Annotated in this window: 12 protein-coding genes; 10 read left to right on the top strand and 2 right to left on the bottom strand. The window is 42.9% G+C overall.

Translation table 11 applies throughout. The features are described 5' to 3' along the window. Positions 1-560 precede the first annotated feature (560 nt). The 3 genes from RMX69_RS27285 to RMX69_RS27275 all read left to right on the top strand — a co-directional run bounded on the left by RMX69_RS27285 (position 561) and on the right by RMX69_RS27275 (position 16,797). Complete coding sequence (locus tag RMX69_RS27285; RefSeq protein ID WP_322639283.1) at positions 561-6,875, top strand: AAA family ATPase; 6,315 nt, start codon at positions 561-563, stop codon at positions 6,873-6,875. Positions 6,876-7,161: 286 nt separating this feature from the next. Further along, positions 7,162-12,711, top strand: a complete 5,550-nt coding sequence (locus RMX69_RS27280; RefSeq protein ID WP_322639282.1) for an ATP-binding sensor histidine kinase — start codon at positions 7,162-7,164, stop codon at positions 12,709-12,711. Between the two features lie 162 nt (positions 12,712-12,873). After that, on the top strand, positions 12,874-16,797 hold the full coding sequence (locus tag RMX69_RS27275; protein WP_322639281.1) for an EAL domain-containing protein: 3,924 nt from the start codon (positions 12,874-12,876) through the stop codon (positions 16,795-16,797). A 137-nt stretch (positions 16,798-16,934) separates the two neighbouring features. On the opposite strand, the gene ctpA is transcribed toward RMX69_RS27275, so the two are convergent. Further along, positions 16,935-18,179: a carboxyl-terminal processing protease CtpA gene (ctpA, locus tag RMX69_RS27270; protein ID WP_322639280.1), complete on the bottom strand. Its 1,245-nt coding sequence runs from the start codon at positions 18,177-18,179 to the stop codon at positions 16,935-16,937. Positions 18,180-18,587: 408 nt separating this feature from the next. Here ctpA and petB point away from each other — a divergent pair, with 408 nt between their 5' ends. From petB to RMX69_RS27240, 6 genes are all read left to right on the top strand, one after another. Beyond that, positions 18,588-19,235 (top strand): cytochrome b6, encoded by a 648-nt coding sequence (petB, locus tag RMX69_RS27265; protein WP_096602499.1) that lies wholly within the window; start codon positions 18,588-18,590, stop codon positions 19,233-19,235. 255 nt (positions 19,236-19,490) lie between these two features. After that, positions 19,491-19,973, top strand: a complete 483-nt coding sequence (gene petD, locus RMX69_RS27260; RefSeq protein WP_181930359.1) for a cytochrome b6-f complex subunit IV — start codon at positions 19,491-19,493, stop codon at positions 19,971-19,973. A gap of 682 nt (positions 19,974-20,655) precedes the next feature. Beyond that, complete coding sequence (locus tag RMX69_RS27255) at positions 20,656-21,099, top strand: ATP-binding protein (RefSeq protein WP_094352726.1); 444 nt, start codon at positions 20,656-20,658, stop codon at positions 21,097-21,099. 515 nt (positions 21,100-21,614) lie between these two features. Then, complete coding sequence (locus RMX69_RS27250; protein WP_322639279.1) at positions 21,615-22,628, top strand: GDP-mannose 4,6-dehydratase; 1,014 nt, start codon at positions 21,615-21,617, stop codon at positions 22,626-22,628. Between the two features lie 10 nt (positions 22,629-22,638). Continuing rightward, positions 22,639-23,820 (top strand): glycosyltransferase, encoded by a 1,182-nt coding sequence (locus RMX69_RS27245; RefSeq protein ID WP_322639278.1) that lies wholly within the window; start codon positions 22,639-22,641, stop codon positions 23,818-23,820. Positions 23,821-23,897: 77 nt separating this feature from the next. Further along, positions 23,898-24,269 (top strand): hypothetical protein, encoded by a 372-nt coding sequence (locus RMX69_RS27240; protein WP_094352638.1) that lies wholly within the window; start codon positions 23,898-23,900, stop codon positions 24,267-24,269. A gap of 49 nt (positions 24,270-24,318) precedes the next feature. On the opposite strand, the gene RMX69_RS27235 is transcribed toward RMX69_RS27240, so the two are convergent. Then, positions 24,319-24,750 carry a hypothetical protein gene (locus RMX69_RS27235; RefSeq protein ID WP_322639277.1) on the bottom strand — a complete coding sequence of 144 codons (432 nt, stop codon included), beginning with the start codon at positions 24,748-24,750 and terminating at the stop codon, positions 24,319-24,321. A 299-nt stretch (positions 24,751-25,049) separates the two neighbouring features. Here RMX69_RS27235 and RMX69_RS27230 point away from each other — a divergent pair, with 299 nt between their 5' ends. Further along, positions 25,050-25,388 (top strand): hypothetical protein, encoded by a 339-nt coding sequence (locus RMX69_RS27230; RefSeq protein ID WP_322639276.1) that lies wholly within the window; start codon positions 25,050-25,052, stop codon positions 25,386-25,388. Positions 25,389-25,552 lie beyond the last annotated feature (164 nt).

Below are 25,552 nucleotides of genomic sequence, written 5' to 3'. Positions count from 1 at the left end.
ATGAGTAATGAGTAATGAGTAATGAGTAATGAGTAATGAGTAATGAGTAATGAGTAATGAGTAATGAGTAATGAGTAATGAGTAATGAGTAATGAGTAATGAGTAATGAGTAATGGGTAATGAGTAATGAGTAATGAGTAATGAGTAATGAGTAATGAGTGGATGAAAAATGGGTACTTACTCATTATTTATTACTTATTACTTATTACTCCTTCTTAAGAGCGCCTTTAGGTCGGTGAGGATGTCAAGGCATTATTTTCTGGGATGAGCGGTACCAGTAAAACTATGCCCGCAGAAGTTATTGCCACTCACCAACTAAATTAATACTTCTTTGCTTTTGCTTCATGCCTTTCTTTGTCAGATCAAAAACTCCTTGACGGAGTTGTGATGCTAATTTGGTAAATCATTAAAAAGCGATGGCTATATATATGAAGGTGCTTTGCATTCCTACTGTTTGCCTCCAGTGCCCCATACCCAATGTAACTTTTTTAATGCTTGTTAACCAAGATATGGTAGTGGGAATTATAACACTAGTATAAAGAGATTTTCTTAAAAAATTTATGAGCGCAAAAATTGATGGAACTTTAAGGATTGCTGGCTACCAAATCATCGAGCAACTTTATTCAGGTTCTCGGACTCAAGTGTATCGGGCAATTCGAGAATGCGTAGGCGCAGCCCGCCGCAGGCATCGCCTACCAGTTGTCATCAAGCTCTTAAAACGAGAATATCCAACTTTTACCGAATTAGTCCAGTTTTGCAACCAATATGCGATCGCTAAAAACCTAAATATTCCTGGCATTATCAAACCCTACAGCCTAGAAGCCCATCATAATGGCTATGCCCTAGTCATGGAAGACTTTGGTGGTGTTTCTCTGCGGCAATTTACTCAAGAAAAAACACTGACATTAGAGCAATTTTTACCCATTGCTCTGCAACTACTAGACATTTTACACCAGTTACATCAACAGCGCGTCATTCACAAAGACATCAAGCCAGCCAACATCCTGATTCACCCTGACACGAACCAAATCAAGCTGATTGACTTTAGTATTGCCTCGCTCTTACCACGAGAAACCCAGGAAATCCAGAGCCTCAATAGATTAGAGGGAACGCTAGCCTATCTGTCGCCAGAGCAAACCGGACGGATGAACAGAGGCATTGACTACCGCAGTGACTTCTATTCTTTAGGTGTGACTTTCTTTGAATTACTGAGTGGAAAATTGCCCTTTGAATCCCATGAACCAATGGAGTTGGTGCATTACCACATTGCGAAACTTCCACCCTGCCTCTGCGATTTGAACCCCAAATTGCCCTTGATGCTCGGCGAAATTGTTCGCAAACTGATGGCGAAGAACGCCGAAGACCGCTATCAAAGTGCGCTAGGAATTAAACATGACCTTGTTATTTGCTTAGAACAGTGGCGAGAAACAGGCAAACACACCTGGTTTGATTTAGGACAGCGCGATATCAGCGATCGCTTTCTCATACCCGAAAAACTCTACGGGCGGGAATCGGAGGTAAAGACACTATTAGAAGCATTTGGTTATGTGGCCAATGGTGGCTCTCAACTGATGCTAGTAGCAGGTTTTTCTGGTATTGGCAAAACCGCAGTCGTCAATGAAGTGCATAAGCCAATCGTCCGCTGGAACGGCTATTTCATCAAAGGAAAATACGATCAGTTCAACCGCAACATTCCTCTGTCTGCTTTTGTACAAGCCTTTCGTGACCTAATCGGACAGCTGCTTAGTGAAAGCGATACTCAGTTAAAGCAATGGCAAAGTCAGATTTTAGCGGCAGTTGGGGAGAACGGACAACTTCTGATCGAGGTAATTCCTGAACTGGAACAAATGATTGGCAAACAGCCTGCCATCGCTGAACTATCAGGCGGTGCGGCACAAAACCGTTTCAATCTGCTGTTCCAAAAGTTTATTCAGGTGTTCACAACCAGAGAGCATCCGTTAGTAATATTTCTCGATGATTTGCAGTGGGCAGATTCGGCATCGCTGAATTTGCTGAAATTGTTAATGTCTCAGAGCGATTGCGGCTATCTATTCATTGTTGGTGCATACCGGGATAACGAGGTGTTTGCGGCTCATCCACTCATGTTAACGATAGATGAAATTGAAAAGGCATCCTCCTGCGTCAACACCTTGAGTCTAGCTCCCTTAAGTCAAGCAGATGTCAACCATTTAATCGCCGATTCTCTCAGTTGTGCAACTGAAAAAGCATTACCGTTAACAGAGTTAGTTTATCAAAAAGCCAAAGGCAATCCTTTTTTCACAACTCAGTTTTTGAAAGCGCTACATGAGGATGGGCTGATTAGCTTTGATTGGGAGGTTGGTTTTTGGCAGTGTGATGTAGCGCAAGTGCGATTGCTTGCTCTCACTGATGATGTGGTGGAATTTATGGCACAACAACTTCAAAAATTGCCCGACATCACTCAAAATGTTCTGAAACTGGCAGCCTGTATCGGCAATCAGTTCGATTTGGCGACCTTAGCGATCGTTTCTGAACAATCTCAAATCGAAGCAGCTGCAAGTTTATGGAAAGCTTTGCAGGAAGGTTTGATTTTACCCCAAAGTGAAGTTTATAAGTTTTATGTTGGGGAAGAACATCAAGCAGTTAGCCCAGAAAATTCTCAGATTGTCGTATATAAATTTTTACATGACCGGGTGCAGCAAGCCGCATACTCTCTAATTCCCAGCGATGAAAAACAACCCATTCACCTGAAAATTGGACAGTTACTCCTGAATAACACCCCCGAAAGCAACCAAGAAGAACGCATTTTTGCAATCGTTAGTCAACTCAATGTTGCAGCTGAATTGATCGCCCAATCCGCAGAACGTCAAAGATTGGCCCAATTTAACCTGATGGCAAGTCGCAAGGCAAAAGCGGCAGCCGCCTATACTGCCGCCTGCAAATATGCCCAGGTAGGCATTGGGTTACTCGCCGAAAACAGTTGGCAGCATCAGTATGAGTTGACCTTAGCACTCCATCAAGTCGCCACAGAAGCCGCTTATCTGAGCGGTGATTTAGAGCAGATGGCAGCCAATGCTCGTCTTGTACTGAATCACGCCAAAACTCCATTAGATCAAATCAGCGTTTATGAGGTGAAAATTGAGGCATTCACCGCTCAGGGTGAATTTACTCAAGCGATCGCGGCGGCACTTGCCATCTTAAAGCAATTGGGAGTAGAACTGCCCGCAGCCCCTACCCAGGAAGATGTGGCGGCTGCCTTTAGTACCGTTTCAGATGCGATTGGAGAACGTTTACCTGGTGAGTTACTCAACCTCAGCCAAGCAAGGGATGCAAACATCCTCGCAGCGGCTCGAATTTTGACATCGGCTGCACCCTGCGCTTATTTGTTTGCACCACTGCTTTATTTACTAGTGATTTTAAAAAAGGTTTATTTATCTGTCGTATATGGCAATGAATCAACCTCGACCTTTAGCTATGTCTCTTATGGGATTTTGATGTGTGGGGTGTTCGGAAACGTTGAATTAGGTTATGAATTCGGTCAGTTAGCCCTTGACATGCTATCACGTCAGCAAAATTCCGAATTGAAGGGGAAAACTTTATTACTAGTCTTTTTATACACAAGGCATTGGAAAATGCACCTGCGTGATGCATTACACCCCTTGCAGATGGCCTATTGTAGTTGTTTAGATGTGGGGGATTTGGCTTTTGCGGGCTACTCTGCGTATAACTACGGTTTTTACTCCTATTTTGCCGGACAGAATTTAACGCAACTGGAGCCGGAAGTTGCCGGATATTGTAAAGCGCTCAAGCACCTCAAGCAAAATACAAATCTGGCTTATTCCCAATTGATTTGGCAAATTCTGCTCAATTTAATCGGGGATGCAGATAACGTCGTGGTGTTGAGCGGTGCAGCCTACAATGAACAGCATCAACTTCAATTAAATGAAGCAGGGGGCGATCGCACCGGATTAGCATTGCTGTGGATTAACAAACTGGTTGTGTCTTATCTGTTTTCAGAATTTCAACAAGCCGTAGAACAGGCTGGACAAGCAAGACAGTATTTGGATGCTGTCCTGGCTTTTTTATATGTACCCATCTTTCATTTCTATGAGTCTTTAGCCTACCTAGCATACTTTGGGGAACTTTCAACCCCAGAACAGCAGCAAATAAAGGAATGCATCGCTGACAACCAAGAAAAACTCAAATACTGGGCAACTCATGCGCCGATGAATTTCTTGCACAAGTTTTATCTAGTCGAGGCGGAACAAGAGCGAGTGCAAGGCAACAAAGCCTCGGCAATAGATTTATACGATCGCGCCATTGCTCTTGCGAAAGAACACGGTTACACCCAAGAAGAAGCACTTGCCAATGAACTGGCAGCTAAATTCTACCTCAATTGGCGCAAAGAGCAGATTGCTCAGTCATATATGACCCAAGCCTACTATGGCTATGCTCGTTGGGGCGCTAAAGCCAAAGTCGCCGACTTGGAACGACGCTATCCCCAACTCCTCGCCCCCATCTTAGAGCAAACCCGTTCTCCCCTCTCAACTAACGAAACTATCTTCACATTGGGGAGTCTCACCTCCACCAGTTCCGCTACTTCCGATAATAGCAGCGTCTCTGTTGCTTTAGATTTAGCTACCATTCTCAAAGCTTCCCAAACCCTTTCTGGGGAAATCGAACTCGAAAAGCTGCTTTCAGCTTTGCTGCATATTGTCATTGAAAATGCTGGAGCCGATAAATGTGTATTCATGCTTTTGGAGTCAGATCGGTTGCTAGTTCAGGCGTTAGCACAGCTTTCCCTAAGCGGTGTACAGAATCAGGCTGCCGTCAATTTTTACTCGATGTTGCTCAACCCACAGCCTATTGAAGATTCAGTTGATGTACCAGTTGGCTTAATTAATAACATCAAACGCAACTTGCAACCAGTAGTAATTACTGATGCTACAGTGTATCCGCAACTACTCAATGACGCGTATATTCAGCAACAGCAACCCAAGAGTATCTTGTGCAGCCCAGTTTTGCATCAGGGTAAATTGCTGGGCGTATTGTACCTAGAAAATAATTTGGCAACCGGAGCCTTTACAAGCGATCGCGTCGAACTGCTGAACTTACTTTGTACCCAAGCCGCAATTTCTTTGGAAAATGCCCGAATTTACCAAAATTCTCAAAACTATGCCCAACAATTGGCACAATCTCTAGCAAAATTGCAGGCTAGTGAACTCCGCTTCCAAAATTTAGCAAATAATATTCCTGGAATGGTGTACCAATTCCGTTTGGAGGTAGATGGTTCAACTTCAACACCCTACGTTAGTTCTGGCTGTTTCGACTTGTATGGGTTAGAGCCAGAGTTGGTGATGTCAGGGACACATAGCATTTATGCGATGAATCATCCTGACGATCGCCCAGCTATTGCCGAAGCGATCGCCTACTCTGCCCAAAATCTCACACCCTTTGAGGAAGAATGGCGGATTATCCTGCCTTCAGGAACCGTGAAATGGATTCAATCTGCGGCTCGGCCAGAGCTACAAGCCGATGGGGCAATCATCTGGGATGGGGTGGTGATTGATATTAGCAATGGCAAACAGGCTGAAGAATCTCTAGCCAAAGAACGAGAGTTTTTGAATGCCATCATTCACAATATTACTGATGGGATTGTTGTTTGTGATGCTAGTGGCAAATTGACTTTATTTAACAAAGCAACTCGTGACTTTCATGGCTTACCAGTACAATCATTACCAGCAGAACAGTGGACAGAACATTTCGATCTCTATCAACCAGATGGGCAAACACCTCTATCAACCACGGAAATTCCTTTGTTTCGCGCCTTGCAAGGGGAAATAGTCGAAAACGCTGAAATGGTAATTGCACCGAAGCATGGTTCTAAGAGAATTTTGTTAGCTAGCGGACAAGCGATCTTCGATTCTTCGGGTAACAAACTCGGTGCAGTCGTTGTAATGCGAGATATTAGCGAAAGGGCGCGGCTTGAAGCCGAACGCAAACAAGCTGAACTTGCCTTGCAGCAAAAATCACTTGATTTACAACAAGCATTGAACGATTTACAAAACGCCCAATTACAAATTGTTCAAAGCGAAAAAATGTCAGCACTGGGCAACTTAGTTGCTGGTGTGGCTCACGAAATGAATAATCCCCTTGGTTTTATAGCTGCCAGTCTCAAGCAAGCTAAACCCACTGTTGCTGATATTGTTGAACACTTAAAGCTTTATCAAGAAAGTTTACCCCACAAAAATGATGAAATTAAAAACCATGCTGAAGAAATTGACTTGGATTATAGCTTAGAAGACTTGCCTAAGATGATTGATTCTATGTCTATGGCGTGCGACAGGCTAAAAAACATCAGCACTAGTTTGAGAACTTTCTCGCGTGCCGATCAAGACTACAAAGTGCCTTTCAATATCCACCAAGGAATCGATAGCACAATTTTAATTTTGAAACATCGTCTGAAGGCCAATGATCAACGTCCTGCTATTGAAGTTGTCACCAACTACGGTAATTTACCTCAAGTAGAATGTTTTCCTGGGCAATTAAATCAGGTATTTATGAATATAATCGCTAATGCAATTGATGCCTTAGATGAGTCTAATGTAGGACATAAATTTGAGGAAATCCAAGCCAATATTAACAAGATTGCAATTAAGACTTCGATAGAAAATAATACTATAAAAATTGCGATACGTGATAACGGCAAGGGGATAAGTGAACAAGTGAAAAATAAGATATTTGACCATTTATTTACGACAAAATCTGTCGGGAAAGGCACAGGTTTAGGATTAGCGATCGCTCGTCAAATCGTTGAAGAAACCCATAATGGTAAGTTGAGTTGTAACTCTATTCTCGGTGAGGGGACAGAGTTTATCATTGAAATTCCAGTGTAAATATTTTCTCTGTTTATATGGCATTTCCTAAGCAAATAAGGTGTCAGCCATAAGTAGATCGGTGTAAAAATTTGTCGTTGGGATAAGGCAGAGGGTAGAAGAGAAGAGGGTTTTAATCTAGGTTAGAGAAACATGAGTGAATACTCTCACAAATGTTGAGAAATATCGGTCTAATGAATAGGGGTGAGGTTGTTATTTACACTTCATTAAATTAGGAAATGCTATAAATAATTTTCAGAGATATGGGAATACTAAATCTAGAAATTCTCTGGATTTAGTTAGCAATATGGTTAGCACTTTAGTCAGTATTCCTGGATATCGCATCAGTGAAGAACTTTACAATGGTTCCAGAACCCTAGTTTATCGAGGGTATCGAGAAATCGACTCATTACCTGTAGTGATTAAACTGCTGAAAAATCCTTATCCTAGCTTCTGTGAACTGGTGCAGTTTCGCAATCAGTACACTATTGCCAAAAATCTCAACTCACCCCTGATTATCCAAGCTTACAGCCTCGAAGCATACCAAAATGGCTATGCATTAGTGATGGAAGACTTCGGAGGAATTTCCTTTAAGAAATGGACTTTTCAAGGGGAAACAGCGCCATCTTTGATGGAGTTTTTAGAGGTAGCGATCGCTCTCTGCAATGCCTTAGATATCCTCTACCGTTCGCGCATTATTCATAAAGATATTAAACCAGCCAATATTTTAATTAATCCCGAAACTAAACAAGTTAAATTAATCGACTTTAGTATTGCATCTTTACTACCACGAGAAACCCAAACTCTCATCAATCCCAATGTATTAGAAGGGACACTCGCTTATATTTCTCCAGAACAAACAGGCAGAATGAATCGGGGGATTGACTATCGAACTGACTTTTATTCTTTAGGTGTGAGTTTTTACGAATTACTGACTGGGGAATTACCATTTCAATCAAACGATCCGATGGAGTTGGTACATTCTCATATCGCTAAAATGCCTACAGCATTAGGAAACAGGGAACAGGCTTCTGCCTTGAGCCTCTCTGCATTGAGATTGTCGAAGTGTCACACCGAAGTCCGAATGGGAATAGGGAATAGAAAAGATATTCCCCAGGTAATTTCAGATATCGTCATGAAATTGATGGCGAAAAATGCTGAAGACAGATATCAAAGTGCCTTGGGACTGAAGTTTGATCTAGAAATTTGTTTAAATCAACTACAAGAAACTTGTCGGATTGAAAGCTTTGAAATTGCGCGCCGGGATGTGTGCGATCGCTTCATCATTCCCGATAAACTCTATGGAAGAGAAACCGAAGTATTAACCCTACTTCAAGCATTTGAGCGAGTCAGCCTTGGGGCAACAGAAATGATGCTGGTAGCTGGGTTTTCGGGAATTGGGAAAACTGCGGTTGTCAACGAAGTTCATAAACCCATTGTGCGACAACGCGGCTATTTTATCAAAGGGAAATTTGACCAATTTCAACGGAATATTCCCTTCAGTGCATTTGTGCAAGCATTCCGAGATTTAATGGAGCAATTGTTAACAGAAAGTAATCTTCAGCTAGAGCAATGGAAAAACAAAATATTAGATGCTGTTGAAGAAAATGGACAGGTGATTATTGAAGTCATTCCCGAATTATCAAGAATTATTGGTCAACAACCATCTGCAACAGAGTTATCTGGAACTGCGGCACAAAATAGATTTAATTTACTGTTCCAAAAATTTACCCAAGTATTTACTAATAAAGAACATCCATTAGTGATATTTTTAGATGATTTGCAATGGGCAGATTCGGCATCGCTAAATTTAATGCAGCTATTAATGGCTGATACAGGACATCTTTTCGTCATTGGTGCGTATCGTGATAACGAAGTTAACCCAGCACATCCATTAATGTTGACTTTGGGTGAAATTAGAAAAAACCAAGCAACGATTAATACGATTAATTTAGCACCACTAGATCGAGTGCAAGTTAATCAGTTAGTTGCTGACACACTTAAATGTACAGAAAATTTGGCATTGCCTCTTTCTCAATTGATCTATCAAAAAACTCAAGGTAATCCGTTTTTTGCAACCCAGTTTCTCAAAGCATTACATCAAGATAGGCTGATTGAATTTGACTTTGATTCAGGCTGTTGGCAATGTGACATTGCACAAGTAAATCAACAAGCAGTTACAGATGATGTTGTAGCTTTTATGGGTTTTCAATTGCGAAAACTACCGCCATCAACTCAACAAAGATTGCAGCTAGCTGCTTGTATTGGCAACTCTTTTGATTTAGAAACTTTAGCAATTGTTTCGGAAAAATCGCAAATTGAGACAGCTACCGATTTGTGGAAAGCATTACAAGAAGGGTTAATTTTACCGATCAGTGATGTTTATAAGTTTTATCAACAAGAGTCATTAGTCACTTGTACTGAGCGACTTGCCTTGAGCGAAGTCGAAAGGAGTCGAAGTATTAGTCATCTGTCATTAGTAGATAGTCAAAAACAAATGACCAATGACAATGGACAAATGACAGTTTCTTATAAATTTTTACACGATCGCGTCCAACAAGCAGCCTATTCGCTGATTCCTGACGACCAAAAACAGACGACTCATTACCAAATCGGACAACTACTTTTACAACAAATTTCCCCAGCAGCAAGAGAAGACCGGATTTTTGAAATAGTTAATCAATTAAATTACGGAACTGCTTTAATTACCAAACAAACAGAACGAGAAGCATTAGCTGGACTCAATCTGATTGCCAGTGGCAAAGCCAAAAATGCCACCGCCTATCAAGCCGGTCGTGAATATGCCAGCACTGGATTATCCTTGTTGGGAGAAAGTGCTTGGCAGCAACACTATGAAATGACGCTATCATTCCATAACGATTTGACTGAATTAGCAATGCTGTGCGGTGACTTTGAGGCGATGGAACAGTTGATTGAGACGGTAATCACTCACGCACACTCTTTAATGGAACAGGTGAATGTTTACCGCATTCAAATTCAAGCCAATACCTCTGGGAATAAACTGACCGAAGCCATTGCAATCGGACAGCAACTCCTGCAACAGCTTGGCGTCACAATTCCAGAAGCCCCCACACCAGAAGATATTCAACAGTCAATCCAAGAGATTACCGAATTGATTGGAGACAGGAAAATTGAAGATTTTGTTCACCTCCCGGTAATGACCGATCCGCACAAACTGGCAATTATCCAGATTGCCAGCAGCATCATACCAGCAGCTTATCTCTGTGGCTCTCCCTTGTTTTCAATACTGACTTCCTTTTCAATCAAATTATCCCTGCGGTACGGAAACATCTCTGCTTCAGCGTATCACTATGCTTGCTATAGCATGATTGTCTGTAAACTATTGCAAGATGTGGATTTAGCAATCGAGTTTGGTCAGTTGTCCTTGAATGTTGTCTTAAAACTCGATGCTAAAACGACTAAACCTGAAGTATTAGTGACGCTGGCAGGATTTATGCTACACCGTAAATCTCACGTCAAAGAAATGTTACCACTCTTGAGCGAGAGCTACGCGACTTCCCTAGAAGTTGGAAACCTGCAATTCGCCGGATATAGTGGATACTGTTTTTGCCTCACTTCTTTTTGGTGCGGTCAGCCCCTTGTCGCTTTGGAGTCGGATACGCGCACCTACTACAACGGTTTGGTGCAAATAAACCAATTGACAACTGCCAATTACTGCCTGATTTATCTGCAATCTATTTTAAATTTACTGGGTTTTGCGGAGAATCCCACCCTTTTGTCTGGCTCAGACCTGGAAGAGAGGGAACTTTTGCCCTTGCTGCTGTCTGCGAATGACCTGTTTGGGCTGTATAACTTCTATTTATATAAACTGACCCTTTGCTTTTTATTTGGAGAAATTGAGTCAGCAAATCACCATGCCATTGAGGGCAGAAACTATTTAATGACTGCTGGGGGAATGGTCGGCGAACCTGCCTTTTATTTCTATGATTCTTTGATTGCTCTGGCACTATTGAGTCAACCGTCAAGCGAGGTGTCAACAATCTTAGAGCGTGTAGCAGAAAACCAAATCAACTTACAGCATTGGGCGCATCATGCCCCAATGAATCACCAGCATAAGGTTGATTTGGTAGAAGCCGAAAAATGCCGAGTGTTAGGACAGAAAGCCGAAGCTATTGAGCTATATGACAAGGCAATTTCTGGAGCCAAAGCGAACGAATATATTCAAGAAGAGAGCCTAGCTAACGAACTGGCCGCCAAGTTCTACCTTGACTGGGGCAAACAACGGCTTGCCCAGGACTACATGACGGAAGCCTACTATGGCTATGCTCGTTGGGGTGCGAAAGCTAAGGTTGCCCACTTGGAAAGACACTATCCCCAACTCCTCGCTCCCATCCTCCAGCAAACCCGTTCTCTCCTCTCAACTTATGAAACGATCTTCACCTTGGGGAGTGTCACCTCTACCAGTTCCAGCAGTAGCATCTCTGTGGCTTTAGATTTAGCTGCCATTCTCAAAGCTTCTCAAACTATCTCAAGCGAAATTGAATTTGAAAAACTACTTTCATCGTTGCTGCATATTGTCATTGAAAATGCTGGCGCAGATAAGTGTGTATTAATGCTGGCGGAGTCAGGTAATTTATTGATTCGGGCATTAGCAAAGCTGGATGGAAATAGCAAAGTTGATTTTTCGGACATGCTGACCAATCCACAGCCTGTTGAAGAGTCTATTGATCTACCAGTTGGCTTAATTAATACTGTTAAACGCAGTTTCCAAACTGCTGTGATTATTGATGCCACAGTACATCCCCAATTAATTCATGACTGCTACATTCAGCAACAGCAACCTAAGAGTATCTTGTGTAGTCCGATTTTAAATCGGGGTAAATTGCTTGGGGTGTTGTACCTAGAAAATAATTTGGCGACTGGAGCCTTTACGAGCGATCGCGTCGAACTGCTCAACTTACTTTGCGCTCAAGCCGCAATTTCCCTAGAAAATGCCCGATTGTATCAACAAGCCCAGCAAGCACTAATTGATTTACAACAGGCACAATTACAAATTGTCCAAAGTGAAAAAATGTCTGCACTCGGTAATTTAGTTGCAGGGGTAGCCCATGAAATGAATAATCCTTTGGGCTTTATTGCTGCTAGCCTCAAACAAGCTAAACCCACCTTTACTGATATTACCGAACACTTAAAGTTATATCAAGAAAGTCTACCAAATAAGAGTGAGCAAATTCTCGATCATGCGGTCGAAATCGACTTGGATTATAGCTTAGAAGATTTGCCAAAGATGATTGATTCCATGACAATGGCGTGCGATCGCCTAAAAAATATCAGCACCAGTTTACGAACTTTCTCCCGTGCCGATAAAGATTATAAAGTACCATTTAATATTCACCAAGGCATCGACAGTACGATTTTAATTTTGAAACATCGTCTCAAAGCTAACGAACAACGTCCAGCAATTGAAGTGATTACTAACTACGGTGATTTACCGCAAATAGAATGTTTCCCTGGTCAATTAAATCAGGTGTTTATGAATATTTTGGCAAATGCCATTGATGCTTTAGATGAGTCAAATACTGGGCGCACTCTTGCAGAAATCAAAGCAAATCCCAACTGGATTACAATTACAACTTCAGTAGAAGAGGAAGGAGTGAAAATTACCATTTTGGATAATGGTAAGGGGATGAGTGAAGAAATAAAACAAAAGATTTTCGACTATTTATTTACTACAAAAAGTGTGGGTCAAGGTACGGGATTAGGATTGGCGATCGCTCGGCAAATTATTGTCGAAAAACATAGCGGAGCGATCGCAGTGAATTCTCAACCTGGCCACGGAACTGAATTTGTGATTCAGCTACCTTTTTCGGCTTGAAGAAGAAGTCAGAATTCAGTTGGTCACTGAGTTTACGGTGAGCGCAGTCGAAGTGACCACCTAAATTCTGCTTCGATAACTTATAAACCTATAATTGTATCATATACGTGCCTTTTTCCATTCGTTGAACTCACGTTTTACTAGGTTGCCAATGCTGCATTTATGGAAAAACAGCAACCCTTCTCCCTCAAGCAGATTTCTTCAGAGGATTGGGAAAATACGCCGCAGGATGTGAAGTCTCTGGTAGAATCACTGCTAGCAAATGCGGCTTTATCAGAAAGCCAAAGCCGACTCATTCAATTTCTGGATGCCACCCCCATTGCGATCGCTGTCCACGACTCAACAGGGCAACTTGTTTACATAAATCATCTGGCACAGGCATTGCTAGGCATTGATCGCCCATTAGAACTGAGTTCAGACCAACTCTCAGAAGTCTTTCAAGTTTACCGTGAGGGCACTGAGGAGCTTTATCCCTTAGAAGCGTTACCCAGTAATCGGTCTCTGGCTGGGGAAACGATTTGGGTTGACGATCTAGAAATTCATCGTGGCGATCAAGTGATTCCTCTGGAGGTTTGGGCGACTCCGATTTTTGGCGATCGGGGTAAGGTGACGTATGCGATTGTGGCGTTTCAAGATATTAGCGATCGCAAACGCCAGCATTTAGAACAGCAGATGGTCGAAAATACCCTGGTGAAAAGTGAACGCCGCTACCGCCAGGTGATCCAGGTACAAACGGACTTGATTTTGCGATCGCTACCGGACACCACCATTACTTTTGCAAACGATTCTCTTTGCTTTGCTCTCGGTCAATCTTTAGAGAATGTAATTGGATGGCAATGGAGTAACTTTGTACCGCCAGAGGATTTAGACGAGTTGTCTGGCAAAATTGCAGCTCTCACCCCAGAAAAGCCAATCTTTGAAAACATCAATCAGGACTACCGCTCCAACAACCAGATTGGCTGGACACAGTGGATTAACTTGGGGATTTTTGATGAGCATGGACAGTTGACCGAAATTCAATCGGTGGGGCGAGACATCACCGCACTACAGGAGCAAATTCAACGCGAACAAGCACTGAATCGAGTTTTCCAATCCATCCGCAATTCCCTTGATTTAGACACGATTTTTGCCACCGCGACAGCAGAAACAGCGAAACTTTTGAAAACCCTGGACTGCTTTGTGGTGCAATATCTGCCAAAACAGGGCATTTGGAAACATATTGCGGAATTTCGCCATAATCCAGACGCACCAACAGTCATTGGCTTGGAGATTCCCGATGTGGGTAATCCCTTTGCAGCTCAACTCAAGCAGTTGCAGATTGTGCGGGTGGAAAATACAACCAACCTCGACAATGAGATTAACCAGGAAGTCGCCCAAATCATACCCGGCGCTTGGTTACTCATTCCCCTAGTGATTGAAGACACCCTGTGGGGGAGTTTCACAATTATAGCGCCCCAACAACCGTTTACCTGGAGCGATAACCAGATCAAACTGGCCCAGTCCGTCGCAGACCAACTGGAGATCGCAATTCACCAGGCCAATCTTTACCAACAAATACAACTGGAACTAACCGAACGCCGTCGGGTAGAGATGGCTCTGAGAGAAAGCGAAGCCCGGTTTCAAAATATGGCGGCGAATGTACCAGGGGCGATTTTTCGTTACCTGCTCCGCCCTGATGGTTCTGACAGTGTAGTATACATGAGTCAGGGTTGTTACCGTCTTTGGGAAGTAGAAGCCCAAGATGTTGTCACAGATGCCACCATCCTCTGGCAAATGATCCATTCGGAAGACGTGGCTGGAATGCAAGCCTCAGTGATGGAGTCAGCACAAACATTACAACCCTGGTACTGGGCGTGGCGAATTACCACACCATCAGGGCGGGAAAAATGGCTGGAAGTTGCTGGCAGACCCACTCTCCAAGCCAATGGTGATATTATTTGGGATACATTGATTCTGGATGTAACCGAACGCAGACAAGCCGAATACCGTTTTCAAACTCTAGCAGCCAATACCCCAGGGGTGATTTATCAGTATGTGCTACATCCCGATGGATCGAATGCAATGCTTTATGTCAGTCCTGGTTGTCGATATCTCTGGGAACTAGAATCCCAAGATATTGAGCAGGATGTGGAAATAGTCTGGCGGATGGTGCATCCCGACGATTTGCCCGCTATGCGAGATTCAGTGCTGGTTTCTGCCGAGACTCTACACCCGTGGAATTGGGAATGGCGCGTGACAACGCCATCGGGTCGGCAAAAATGGTTGCAAGCCTCGGCACGACCGCAGCGACAAGCCAATGGCGATATTATTTGGGATGGGCTGATTCTGGATGTCAGCGAACGGCAAGCGGCGCTACGCGAACGCAAACAAGCCGAAGAAGCGATGCGAGAAAGTGAAGCCCGCTATCGCTTGTTAGCCGAAAATACCAACGATCTCGTATGCCTTCACGAGTTGAATGGTCGATACCTCTACGTTAGCCCGTCTTGTGAATTCCTCTTGGGCTATCGGTATGACGAAATGCTCAGAGAAGATATCTATACCTTCATCCATCCCGACGATCGCGATCGCGTTTACCAGGAAATTCGGACAGCAGTATTCCGCAAAAAACCCACACCCATCACCTACCGAATGCTGCAAAAGCCTGGTAGCTATATCTGGTTTGAGACTCTCACGAAACCCATTGTGAATGCGACGGGTGAAATTGTTCAACTGCAAACCACCTCCCGCGATGTCACAGAACGCATCCAGGTGCAAAATCAGTTGAAATATGATGCCCTACACGATGGGCTAACGGGGTTGCCCAATCGCCATTTCTTCATGAAACGGTTGGAATTAGCTATTCAACGAACCTACCGTCTCGAAAATTATCATTTTGCTGTTTTATTTCTCGATCTCGATCGATTCAAAGTCGTCAATGATAGCCTGGGACATTTGGCAGGAGATCAATTACTCATTGCCATTGCTCAAAAACTCCAAGCCACCCTCCGGAAAATGGATCTCGCAGCTCGTTTGGGTGGCGATGAGTTTGTGATTCTACTTGAAGAAATTAAGGATATTCAGGAAGCAGTTCGCATCACAGAACGGATTTTGGCAGAGTTGCAAACACCCATGATGATTGAAGGACGTGAAGTATATACCACCTGTAGCGTTGGTATTGTCTTGGGTACAAAAGACTACGTTCAAGCCTCCCACCTATTGCGAGATGCTGATATTGCGATGTATCGGGCAAAAAACAAGGGCAAAGCCCGATATGAAATTTTTGATACTGAGATGCACACTCAAGCTTTGCATCGACTGCATTTAGAAAACGATCTGCGTCGAGCAATTAAGTGTCAAGAATTTGTCCTTCACTATCAACCGATTGTTGCTCTAGACACTAGACATCTTGTTGGCTTTGAAGCACTGATTCGTTGGCAACACCCTACCCAAGGGTTGAAATTTCCCGGAGAATTCATCCCTATAGCTGAGGAAATAGGACTGATTACGCTTTTGGACTATTGGGCAATTCGTACAGCCTGTTATCATCTGGCAGCTTGGCAAACGGCTTTCCCGGAACTTTCTGCCATGAAAGTGAGTGTCAATCTTTCGGCGCAAGATATCAAGCAGTCCGATCTGTTAGAAGAAGTCGATCGGGTTCTGACTCAAACCCAATTGAATGGTCGTTACCTGACGTTAGAAATTACCGAAAGTATGTTGATTGAAGACATTGAGTCTACGATTAGTGTACTGGGCCAGTTGAAAGAGCGAGGAATTCAAATTAGCATTGACGATTTTGGCACGGGATATTCATCGTTAAACTATCTTCACCGTTTGCCTGTGGATAGTCTGAAGGTCGATCGCTCTTTTGTAAATCAAATTCAATCAGGCAAAAAAAATCATCAGATTGTCGAAACTATAGTGGCGCTGAGTAACCATTTAGAACTCGATGCGATCGCGGAAGGCATAGAAACTCAAGAACAACTGGAACGCCTGCAACACCTTGGCTACAAATTCGGTCAAGGGTATTTATTCTCCAAACCCATGAGCAATAACGCAGTAGAAGCACTTTTAGCAAGTAAAAGCTTGTATTATAACCTTTGGTCTTAAGTATATTTTTTCGCTTAAGGAGAAAGGGGAAACAAAAAACGTACTGAATGCTGAGTCAGAAGAGTACTGAGTAATTTTACATTTGGTAAATGCCCCATCTCTTGTGGGTTGTCTTTCAACTCAGCACTCAGCAGTTTTCATGCCTTCCCCGCCACCACCCGCTTTTGAAGCAAAAGTTCCAGTGCTGCTTGATATTGCAGATCCGCTTGGGTGCCAATCTGTTCGCGGTTAATGGCTACTTGGGAAATCACTTTATCTGGCTTAATGCCTAATTTGTTAATATCCCGGTGTTGAGGAGTTTCGTACTTAGCAATTGTGACTGCCAAACCTGAACCATCTGATAATTCAAATAAAGATTGAATCAAACCCTTGCCAAAGGTGGTTTCGCCTACCAGTTGAGCGCGACCATTATCTTGGAGTGCGCCGGCGAGAATTTCACTCGCACTAGCAGTTCCTTGATTCACCAAAATCACTAGAGGATCGTTTGTTAGGGCTGGCCCAAAGGCTTCAAAACTCCCCTGAATGCCTTGTCGGTTAACAGTGTAAACAATCGTGCCAGAGTCTAACCACAGACGGGCAATTTCAATTCCGGCTTGCAATAACCCCCCAGGATTATTTCGTAAATCTAGAATGTAGGCAGCAGCGCCTTTTTTTTCTAGACTAGAAATAGCGTGTGCTAATTCCGTTGAAGCGTTGGCATTAAATTGGGTAAGACGTAGGTAGCCAATGGGTGTACCCTCCGCAGAAACACGCAAATCCGAAACCACAGGGTTAAGAGCAATGCGATCGCGTGTTAGCCTAATTTCCGTTTCTGCCTCTCCGTCCCGTTCGATCAAGAGAGTCACAAGGCTGCCACTGGGCCCGCGCATTCTGGTAGCAGCTTCATCAAGGGTGAGATTTTCTGTGGAAACGCCTTCAATTTTAAGAATGCGATCGCGTGGTCGAATCCCCGCTTTATCTGCCGGTGAACCGGCGATGGGAGCCACTACTTCTAACTTCCCATTCTCAGAATTCAAGGCAATTTGCAATCCTACCCCAGTCAGTTCCCCAGAAGTATTGACCTGCAAGCTGCGGTACTGTTCTGGATCTAAAAAGCGGGTAAAAGGATCGTCGAGGCTCTTGAGCATCTTCCCAATTGCCTCATAACTGGCATTTGAGTCTGCCAGTGGCTTCTCCAGAACCTTTTGCCGCACAGCCGCCCAGTTTTGATGATTAAATGTCTCATCTAGATAAGTACGATTAACAATTCGCCAAACTTCCGAAACCAGCTTTTGTTCCCCCGTCAAAGCCACCGCTGGCTGAGTGAGCGTACCCAACGCCAAGCAAAACGCCATTAACAATGAAAATCCAACCCGAAAGACTTGTTTATTCATGAACCCCATTATCAATTCCACCTCAACCCAAATTCCTTAGATAATGCCTACTTCCTCTGTTGTTGATGAAATCTATCTCTCGATTATGTTACTTTTTTTATAGAAGTGGTGCATTTTTCTCATCAAGTTGTTCAGTCAACTGATGCATCGTATCCACTCACCAAAGGATAAAATCTACTTTGTGTCCACTATTTTGTGTGTAGGGGCGTAAAGAGATCGCAATATATTCCATCTTTACAGAGTGTAAAGTTTCTGAAGTCTCTTAGCACACTGAAAGCTGAAAAGCAAAGAAAAAAAACTCCCCTTTACTAAAATCCCAAAATTACTATTTGGGAGAGAAGTCTGAGCGAAGGCTTCTGCCGATTCAGAACTTCGGGATTTATCAACCGCAACCGACTTTTAGGAACTTGAGATTGTATGGCCAACGTTTACGACTGGTTTGAGGAACGCCTGGAGATTCAGGCACTCGCCGAAGACGTTACTAGCAAGTACGTCCCTCCCCACGTCAATATCTTTTACTGCCTGGGTGGAATTACCTTGGTTTGCTTTCTCATCCAGTTTGCTACTGGATTTGCCATGACGTTCTACTACAAGCCAACAGTTACTGAAGCTTTCTCCTCAGTGCAGTACATCATGACTGAAGTAAACTTCGGTTGGCTAATTCGTTCCATCCATCGCTGGTCTGCCAGCATGATGGTATTGATGATGATTTTGCACGTCTTCCGGGTTTATCTCACTGGTGGTTTCAAAAAGCCCCGCGAATTGACCTGGGTAAGTGGTGTAATCCTAGCTGTGATCACCGTTTCCTTCGGAGTTACCGGCTATTCCCTACCTTGGGACCAAGTTGGCTACTGGGCTGTGAAAATCGTTAGCGGCGTACCAGAAGCAATTCCCGTGGTTGGAGTTCTGATTTCCGACCTGCTACGTGGCGGTTCCAGTGTTGGTCAAGCAACACTAACTCGTTACTACAGCGCACACACCTTTGTACTGCCTTGGCTGATTGCAGTATTCATGCTGTTTCACTTCTTGATGATCCGCAAGCAAGGCATTTCCGGGCCTTTGTAATCTCAGCTATTAGCGAAAGGCAACATTTGTCAGTTTTCAGATTGAGTTGTTTGTTTTAAACTTATGAAACACAAGAAATTAATTGCACATAAGTTCCAAAAAACAAATACTTGTATCTGGAGCCTAAAGCTATAGAAAACCTTCAGGCGGATGACTGTAGATATACAAACGCTGTTTCCCGCCTGTTGGTTGCCTAGTAGCTGATAGCTTTCACAAATGCTTTAATTTAACTTAAGCAGGAGAGCACATTTCAAAATGTCAACACAAAAAAAACCTGACCTGAGCGATCCTCAGTTAAGAGCCAAACTCGCTAAAGGCATGGGTCACAACTACTATGGTGAACCCGCTTGGCCTAATGACTTACTTTACGTCTTTCCAATTGTGATCATGGGTTCCTTCGCTGCGATTGTGGCTCTAGCCGTGCTAGATCCCGCAATGACCGGTGAACCAGCAAATCCTTTCGCCACACCATTGGAAATTTTGCCAGAGTGGTACTTGTATCCAGTCTTCCAAATTTTGCGATCGCTTCCTAACAAACTTTTAGGAGTGTTAGCAATGGGTTCCGTACCAGTAGGGCTAATCCTCGTTCCCTTTATTGAGAACGTGAATAAGTTCCAAAACCCCTTCCGCCGTCCAGTTGCAACTACAGTATTCCTTGTTGGTACTCTTGTCACCGTGTGGCTGGGTATTGGTGCTGCTTTGCCATTGGATAAATCTTTAACCTTGGGACTATTCTAAATTAGTCACCACAAAGTGCTTTGACGCCTGTGAGTTTCAAGAGCAGATGCAGATGTGCTTTTGAAAGCAATCAACAGGCGTCAATTTTAACAGGAAAGAATTCAGAAGTCAGAAGCCAGAATAGGCTAAACCTTAGCTATCCGCTAACAGAATTAAATTGTGAACGAAAAAGCGGATAACACCACCCAAAGCGAGTCCGTGTATCTTAGGGGAAAGCAAGTTATGCATAGCGTCTTATAGATAGTGTCTGCATAAATGGGTTTAAGTTCCCCACTAAATATGCTTTTTTTAGTGGTCAACAAGATAGTGTTGGATTTGTAGCCAGATCCCGCAGTGTATCCCTCACTGATTTCCTTCTGTTAGCGGATAGCTAGGGTTTAGCCCATTCTGAATTCTCTATTCTGAATTCTTCTATAGTTCAGATTGCATCTGGGATTTGCAGTTTTGGATAGAAAAGTTATTCCAAAATCTCAAATCATCAAAAGTCAAGAAATACAAACATTTCCTACTTACTTAACGTAAGTTGCTAGTTACAACCCTCAGAATGCCAAAATCATTCATGTTTTGTATTTTGGTACATAGAATATGTCAATTTAGATTTTTTTATGTCAGAGAAATTTTGCGAACAGTGCAGAATTTAATAACTAGCAACTTGGGTTTACTTATATTCAACTCACAGTTAATGCTTAGTATAGTGCAGCAAGACCATCTGACGGTTAAGAGCGAACTCAGGCTCTTAAACCAGGTGCAAGAATGGTTTGAGCAATTTTGTCTGCAACACTTGTCTCAACTTGGCTGGTCAAAAACCCAACTCGATCGCCTCAATTTAGCATTAGCAGAAGGCTTTACCAACGCCGTTCGTCACGCTCATCATGCTTTACCGCCAGAAACAACCATTGAGATTAACGTTTATCTGTGGATTGACCGACTAGAGATTAGAATTTGGGATTATGGAAAACCTTTCAATCCTGATGCGATCGCAGAGCCAGTCCCAGGTACTCTACAAGTAGGTGGGTATGGATGGTTTCTCCTCCGGCGGTTGGCTGACAAGGTTGTATACGAACGTGGTGCGGATGGTAGAAATTGCCTGCTCATTGTTAAGTACTCTGTAGAAGCACAAAAGTAACAGTGAAATAGTCAAGGCTAAAGGAAGGAAAGAATAATTATGATGTCAATTTTGGCTTGTGAGCGGAGTGAAGTGTAGGGAAGAAGTATCGACAAAAAACGAGGGCTTTTCTTCTCTACAATACTCTCTTGTACTTAGGAGTCAAAAAACTTCTCATATAGCCGTAACCAAGCTAACGAAGACTTTGCCCAAAGTTGAGCTACACACTTTCAAACAGAAGCATATTTTTGCTGAAATACATAGTTATTTGATTGATAAAAGTATACTCCTTTTTCAATATTATTTAACTTGGAGAAATATATTTTTTACGTGAAATTGCTTATTCATTATGATTTTTTTGTAAAATTACAAGTAATAACTTTGTATAAAAATAACTAGTGAATATAGTAAAAATAGCATTCGAGCTACACTAGCTCACTTGTTAAGATTTGTCAGCAGTGTTGAGAGTCTTGATGTTTGTTCTCCAACAAGTGCCATTTCGTGCTTAAAGAGATAGACAGAATAGGGGACAAAATATGACTAAGACAGCCCTAATCACAGGAATTACTGGTCAAGATGGCTACTATCTCAGCCATTTGCTCCTCAACCGTGGTTATCGAGTTGTCGGATTAGTACCCCCACATCGACAACCTAATTTGACCAAACTGGGAATACTGGCAAATCAGGTAGAAATTTTTACGGTTGACTTGAGGGATAGTGCGGCACTGTTGACCGCAGTTGAACAATTGCGTCCCCAAGAAATTTACAATTTGGCGGCTCCCAGTTTTGTACCCGACTCCTGGAACGACCCATTGGGAACTCTGGATTTAATAACTGGTACAGCTACTAGGCTCTTGGAAGCAGTACGAAAAGTTGGTTTGTCTACCAGATTTTATCAAGCTAGCAGTTCAGAAATGTTTGGCGATGTATTCCTCTCGCCTCAAGATGAGGAAACCGCTTTTCGTCCCAAAAATCCCTATGCTGCGGCTAAAATGCACGCCCACTGGACGATGGTGCATCATAGACAGCGCTATGGACTATTTGCCTGTAGCGGAATTTTATATAATCACGAGTCTCCTCTACGCCCACCTCAGTTTGTCACACGCAAAGTTTCTTTGGCGGCTGCATCAATTAAATTGGGTTTAACTGACACCTTAGAAATGGGTAATCTGGATGCCAAACGTGATTGGGGCTTTGCAGGTGATTACGTAGAGGCTATGTGGTTAATGTTACAAATTGATGAGCCAGAAGAATATGTGATTGGCACTGGTAAACTACACAGTGTGAGAGATTTAGTTGCCACAGCCTTTGAGTCTGTCGGCTTGGATTGGAAGCAGCATGTAGTTTTAAATACTGACTTTTTGCGACAAGATGAGCATTTTGAACTAGTAGCTAACCCCAGCAAAGCTAAAAGAAACCTCGGCTGGGAACCCCAAGTAAGCTTTGAGGAACTTTTAGAAAAAATGGTAAAAACAGATTTGGAGCGGTTACAAAGCGGTGCGTTGGATGAAGTCCTTGCCGCAGGCATCGCGCCCTTACCGCAAGTGTAAATAATTTAAGATGCAAATCACTACAGTGACAAAAAACCTGAATTTAGGTGATAAAGTTAACAAAAAAACTAACCATGTCTTCGTGTTTTTAGAAATTTTTGCTCACGAAGGTGGTATTCAATCGTATATAAAAGATATTTTTCGCGCCTATTTGGGATTGGGCCAAGACTACAAGGCAGAAGTCTTTTTGCTGCGAGATAGTGCTGATAGCTTAAATCCCTTTGAAGACGAGAACTTAAAATTTCATTACTTTAAAAATCAGTCTCCCTATTTGGGGAGATTGCAAATGGCAGCGGCTTTACTGAAGTGTCTTTTGCAAAGCCGTCCGCAGAAGGTTTTCTGCGGTCACATTAACTTAGCAGTATTAATCCAAACACTTTGCCAGCCCTTGGGAATTCCTTACACCGTGCTAACTTACGGCAAAGAAGTCTGGGAACCGCTGAAAAATCAAGAACGTCGCGCCCTGACATCAGCAGATAGAATTTGGACAATTAGTCGCTACAGCCGCGATCGCGCTTGTGTTGCTAATAGTCTAAACCCAAAAATGGTAGAGATGATGCCTTGTGCCATTGATACGGATAAATTTACTCCTGGTTCCAAACAACCAGAATTAGTCCAGAAGTATGGCTTAACTGGTGCGAAAGTGTTGATGACAGTAGCACGGTTATGGTCAGGAGATATTTACAAGGGTGTAGATGTCACCATTCGGGCCATACCACAAATCGCTCAAGTTTTCCCAGAAGTGAAATATTTGGTAATTGGTCGCGGTGACGATCAACCGCGATTGGCACAGCTAGCAAAAGATTTAGGTGTGAGCGATCGCGTTGTATTTGCTGGTTTCGTTGCCACAGAAGAATTAATGGAACATTATCGCCTTGCTGACGCCTATATTATGCCTTCGCAAGAAGGCTTTGGCATAGTTTATCTAGAAGCAATGGCTTGTGGAGTGCCGGTGTTATCCGGTGACGATGATGGTTCCGCTGACCCCTTGCAGGATGGTAAACTAGGGTGGCGAGTACCACACCGCAGTCCTGATGCTGTAGCAGCAGCTTGTATAGAAATGCTTCAAGGGGATGACCAGCGATGTGATGGAGAGTGGCTGCGACAACAGGCGATCGCTCTATTTGGCATCAATGCCTTTCAACAGCACTTACAAAAAATGCTGCTATCCTCAGTAATAAAGTCCATTTGAGTCCAAATGACAAATGACCAATGACCAATGACTAAAATCGCTATCCTAGAAGGAGAGCAGAACAAAATTTATTAAAAATGAGCTTTAAGTCATTTCAATTGAATCTTTTAAATCTCCGCCCTTGGCTCATCTTGCTGGCAGTTATTTGGTTGCTGGCATCAGTGGGCTTGGGTTGGTTAGTTAATTCATTGCTAATTATTTTCGGGTTGCTGTTGTTGGCACCTATTGCGGCTTTTTTTGGCTTTCGTTGGTGGCTGCAACGCAACTTGGTTGCCGATCAATGTCCCGTCTGTGGATATGAATTTACAGGTTTAAATAATAGTCAGTTGCAATGTCCTAACTGTCAGGAATTACTGTTAGTACAAAATAGTCATTTTCAGCGCTTCACACCAGAAGGCACAATTGATGTCACTGCTGTAGAAGTTCCAGCCAAATCACTGGAAGAATAGTCAAGGATCGTTAGTCATTAGTCATTTATGTTTTACTAATGACTAATGACTATTTATTTTTTTGCGAGATTGAGAGGTTATAAGTATGCTGTTGCGGGGATAGTTCGCCCACATACAGTGAGTATTTTCCTGGCTGCCAATAACCAGAAAGTTCTGACTTACCTCCAGAGTAACTATCTGCTAGTACGCAAAAGCGCCCCCCTGGCCCGTCGATTAACAGTGTTGGCTTGCCTTTACTTTCTACTGTTAATCGCAAATAAGGTAGTGACTCTGTAACTTGGATAACTTGATTAGGTTCAGTGGTAATATTGCCACAATTACTTTTGACAGTTCCTCCAGATTTTCCATTCAAAATCAATGGATCGGGTTGGGAATTTCGATTAATTTGGATTGTTGGCGTCTGTGCCAAATTAGCCTCAGTGAAAACCAAACTCATCGCCAAAGCTGTAGGAATAATTGCAAGTAGCCTAAGCGTCTTCATTTTAATTAATGCTCCAGATTTTTTTGAGAGCAATATTGTTATACAGTCTGATTTATTTAGACGACAGCAATACCTCTTGGTTCCGAAAGCTGCCGTATAAAGTAATACTAGTCAGTTAAGGATTATTTGTGAAGATTTGATAGGTGTGTGTAGAGACGTTGCATTGCAACATCTCTAGAATTGATGTCTGTAAGGTCTTGCACGCACAGAGATTAGCTAAAATCACTAAGACAACCACCAAAAATAGAATTTGGTTGGTCTATTGTTGAATAAGTATGCTACAGAGGTAGAAAAAATTGATGAATCCTCAACCAGAAGAAGACTTACAGCGTCGCCTCGATAAGCTAGAGGCAGAGATTAATTCCCCGCCTGGGGTGGTTTCACCAGAACAAAAACAAACGCCTCAGTCTGTTTTTGCCAGCTTAAACTTGCAACTAGAGCGATTTCAGATTTGGTTCAACAGCTTATCTAGTGTGAAAAAGCTGGTAGTTGCGGGTGTGACGTTGCTAGCAGGCTTGGCGATCCTGCAAGCAGTGTTTAAACTAGTTGCATCTGTAATCAGTCTGGCGCTTTTGGCAGTGTTAGTGTATGTTGGATACAAATTTTTTGTGTCTGGTAGCTTTCAACGTAAGCAATAAGTTGATATGCATTTACTTTGCACTCTGCCGGGATTTATGAGAGTCAGGAGCCGCAATAAAAACGGCTTCTGACTTACACAGGATTTCAAAGAAGGTGGAGTACAGAAACGAAGTGTCAAAACTAGGTATAAAGCCTGTTTTACTTCTGTTAGCGCAGCGCATTC

It is taken from the genome of Nostoc sp. EspVER01, assembly GCF_034530635.1.
GTDB lineage: Bacteria > Cyanobacteriota > Cyanobacteriia > Cyanobacteriales > Nostocaceae > Nostoc.
The sequence above is the reverse complement of the archived record's forward strand: the minus strand, read 5'-3'. Positions and strand labels throughout refer to the sequence as shown.

Coding starts and splice junctions, on each gene's coding strand:
- RMX69_RS27255 (WP_094352726.1), top strand. CDS start 20,656: ATGCTTAGTATAGTGCAGCAAGACCATCTGACGGTTAAGAGCGAACTC.
- RMX69_RS27280 (WP_322639282.1), top strand. CDS start 7,162: ATGGTTAGCACTTTAGTCAGTATTCCTGGATATCGCATCAGTGAAGAA.
- RMX69_RS27245 (WP_322639278.1), top strand. CDS start 22,639: ATGCAAATCACTACAGTGACAAAAAACCTGAATTTAGGTGATAAAGTT.
- RMX69_RS27230 (WP_322639276.1), top strand. CDS start 25,050: ATGAATCCTCAACCAGAAGAAGACTTACAGCGTCGCCTCGATAAGCTA.
- RMX69_RS27275 (WP_322639281.1), top strand. CDS start 12,874: ATGGAAAAACAGCAACCCTTCTCCCTCAAGCAGATTTCTTCAGAGGAT.
- petB (WP_096602499.1), top strand. CDS start 18,588: ATGGCCAACGTTTACGACTGGTTTGAGGAACGCCTGGAGATTCAGGCA.
- petD (WP_181930359.1), top strand. CDS start 19,491: ATGTCAACACAAAAAAAACCTGACCTGAGCGATCCTCAGTTAAGAGCC.
- RMX69_RS27250 (WP_322639279.1), top strand. CDS start 21,615: ATGACTAAGACAGCCCTAATCACAGGAATTACTGGTCAAGATGGCTAC.
- ctpA (WP_322639280.1), bottom strand. CDS start 18,179: ATGGGGTTCATGAATAAACAAGTCTTTCGGGTTGGATTTTCATTGTTA.
- RMX69_RS27240 (WP_094352638.1), top strand. CDS start 23,898: ATGAGCTTTAAGTCATTTCAATTGAATCTTTTAAATCTCCGCCCTTGG.
- RMX69_RS27235 (WP_322639277.1), bottom strand. CDS start 24,750: ATGAAGACGCTTAGGCTACTTGCAATTATTCCTACAGCTTTGGCGATG.
- RMX69_RS27285 (WP_322639283.1), top strand. CDS start 561: ATGAGCGCAAAAATTGATGGAACTTTAAGGATTGCTGGCTACCAAATC.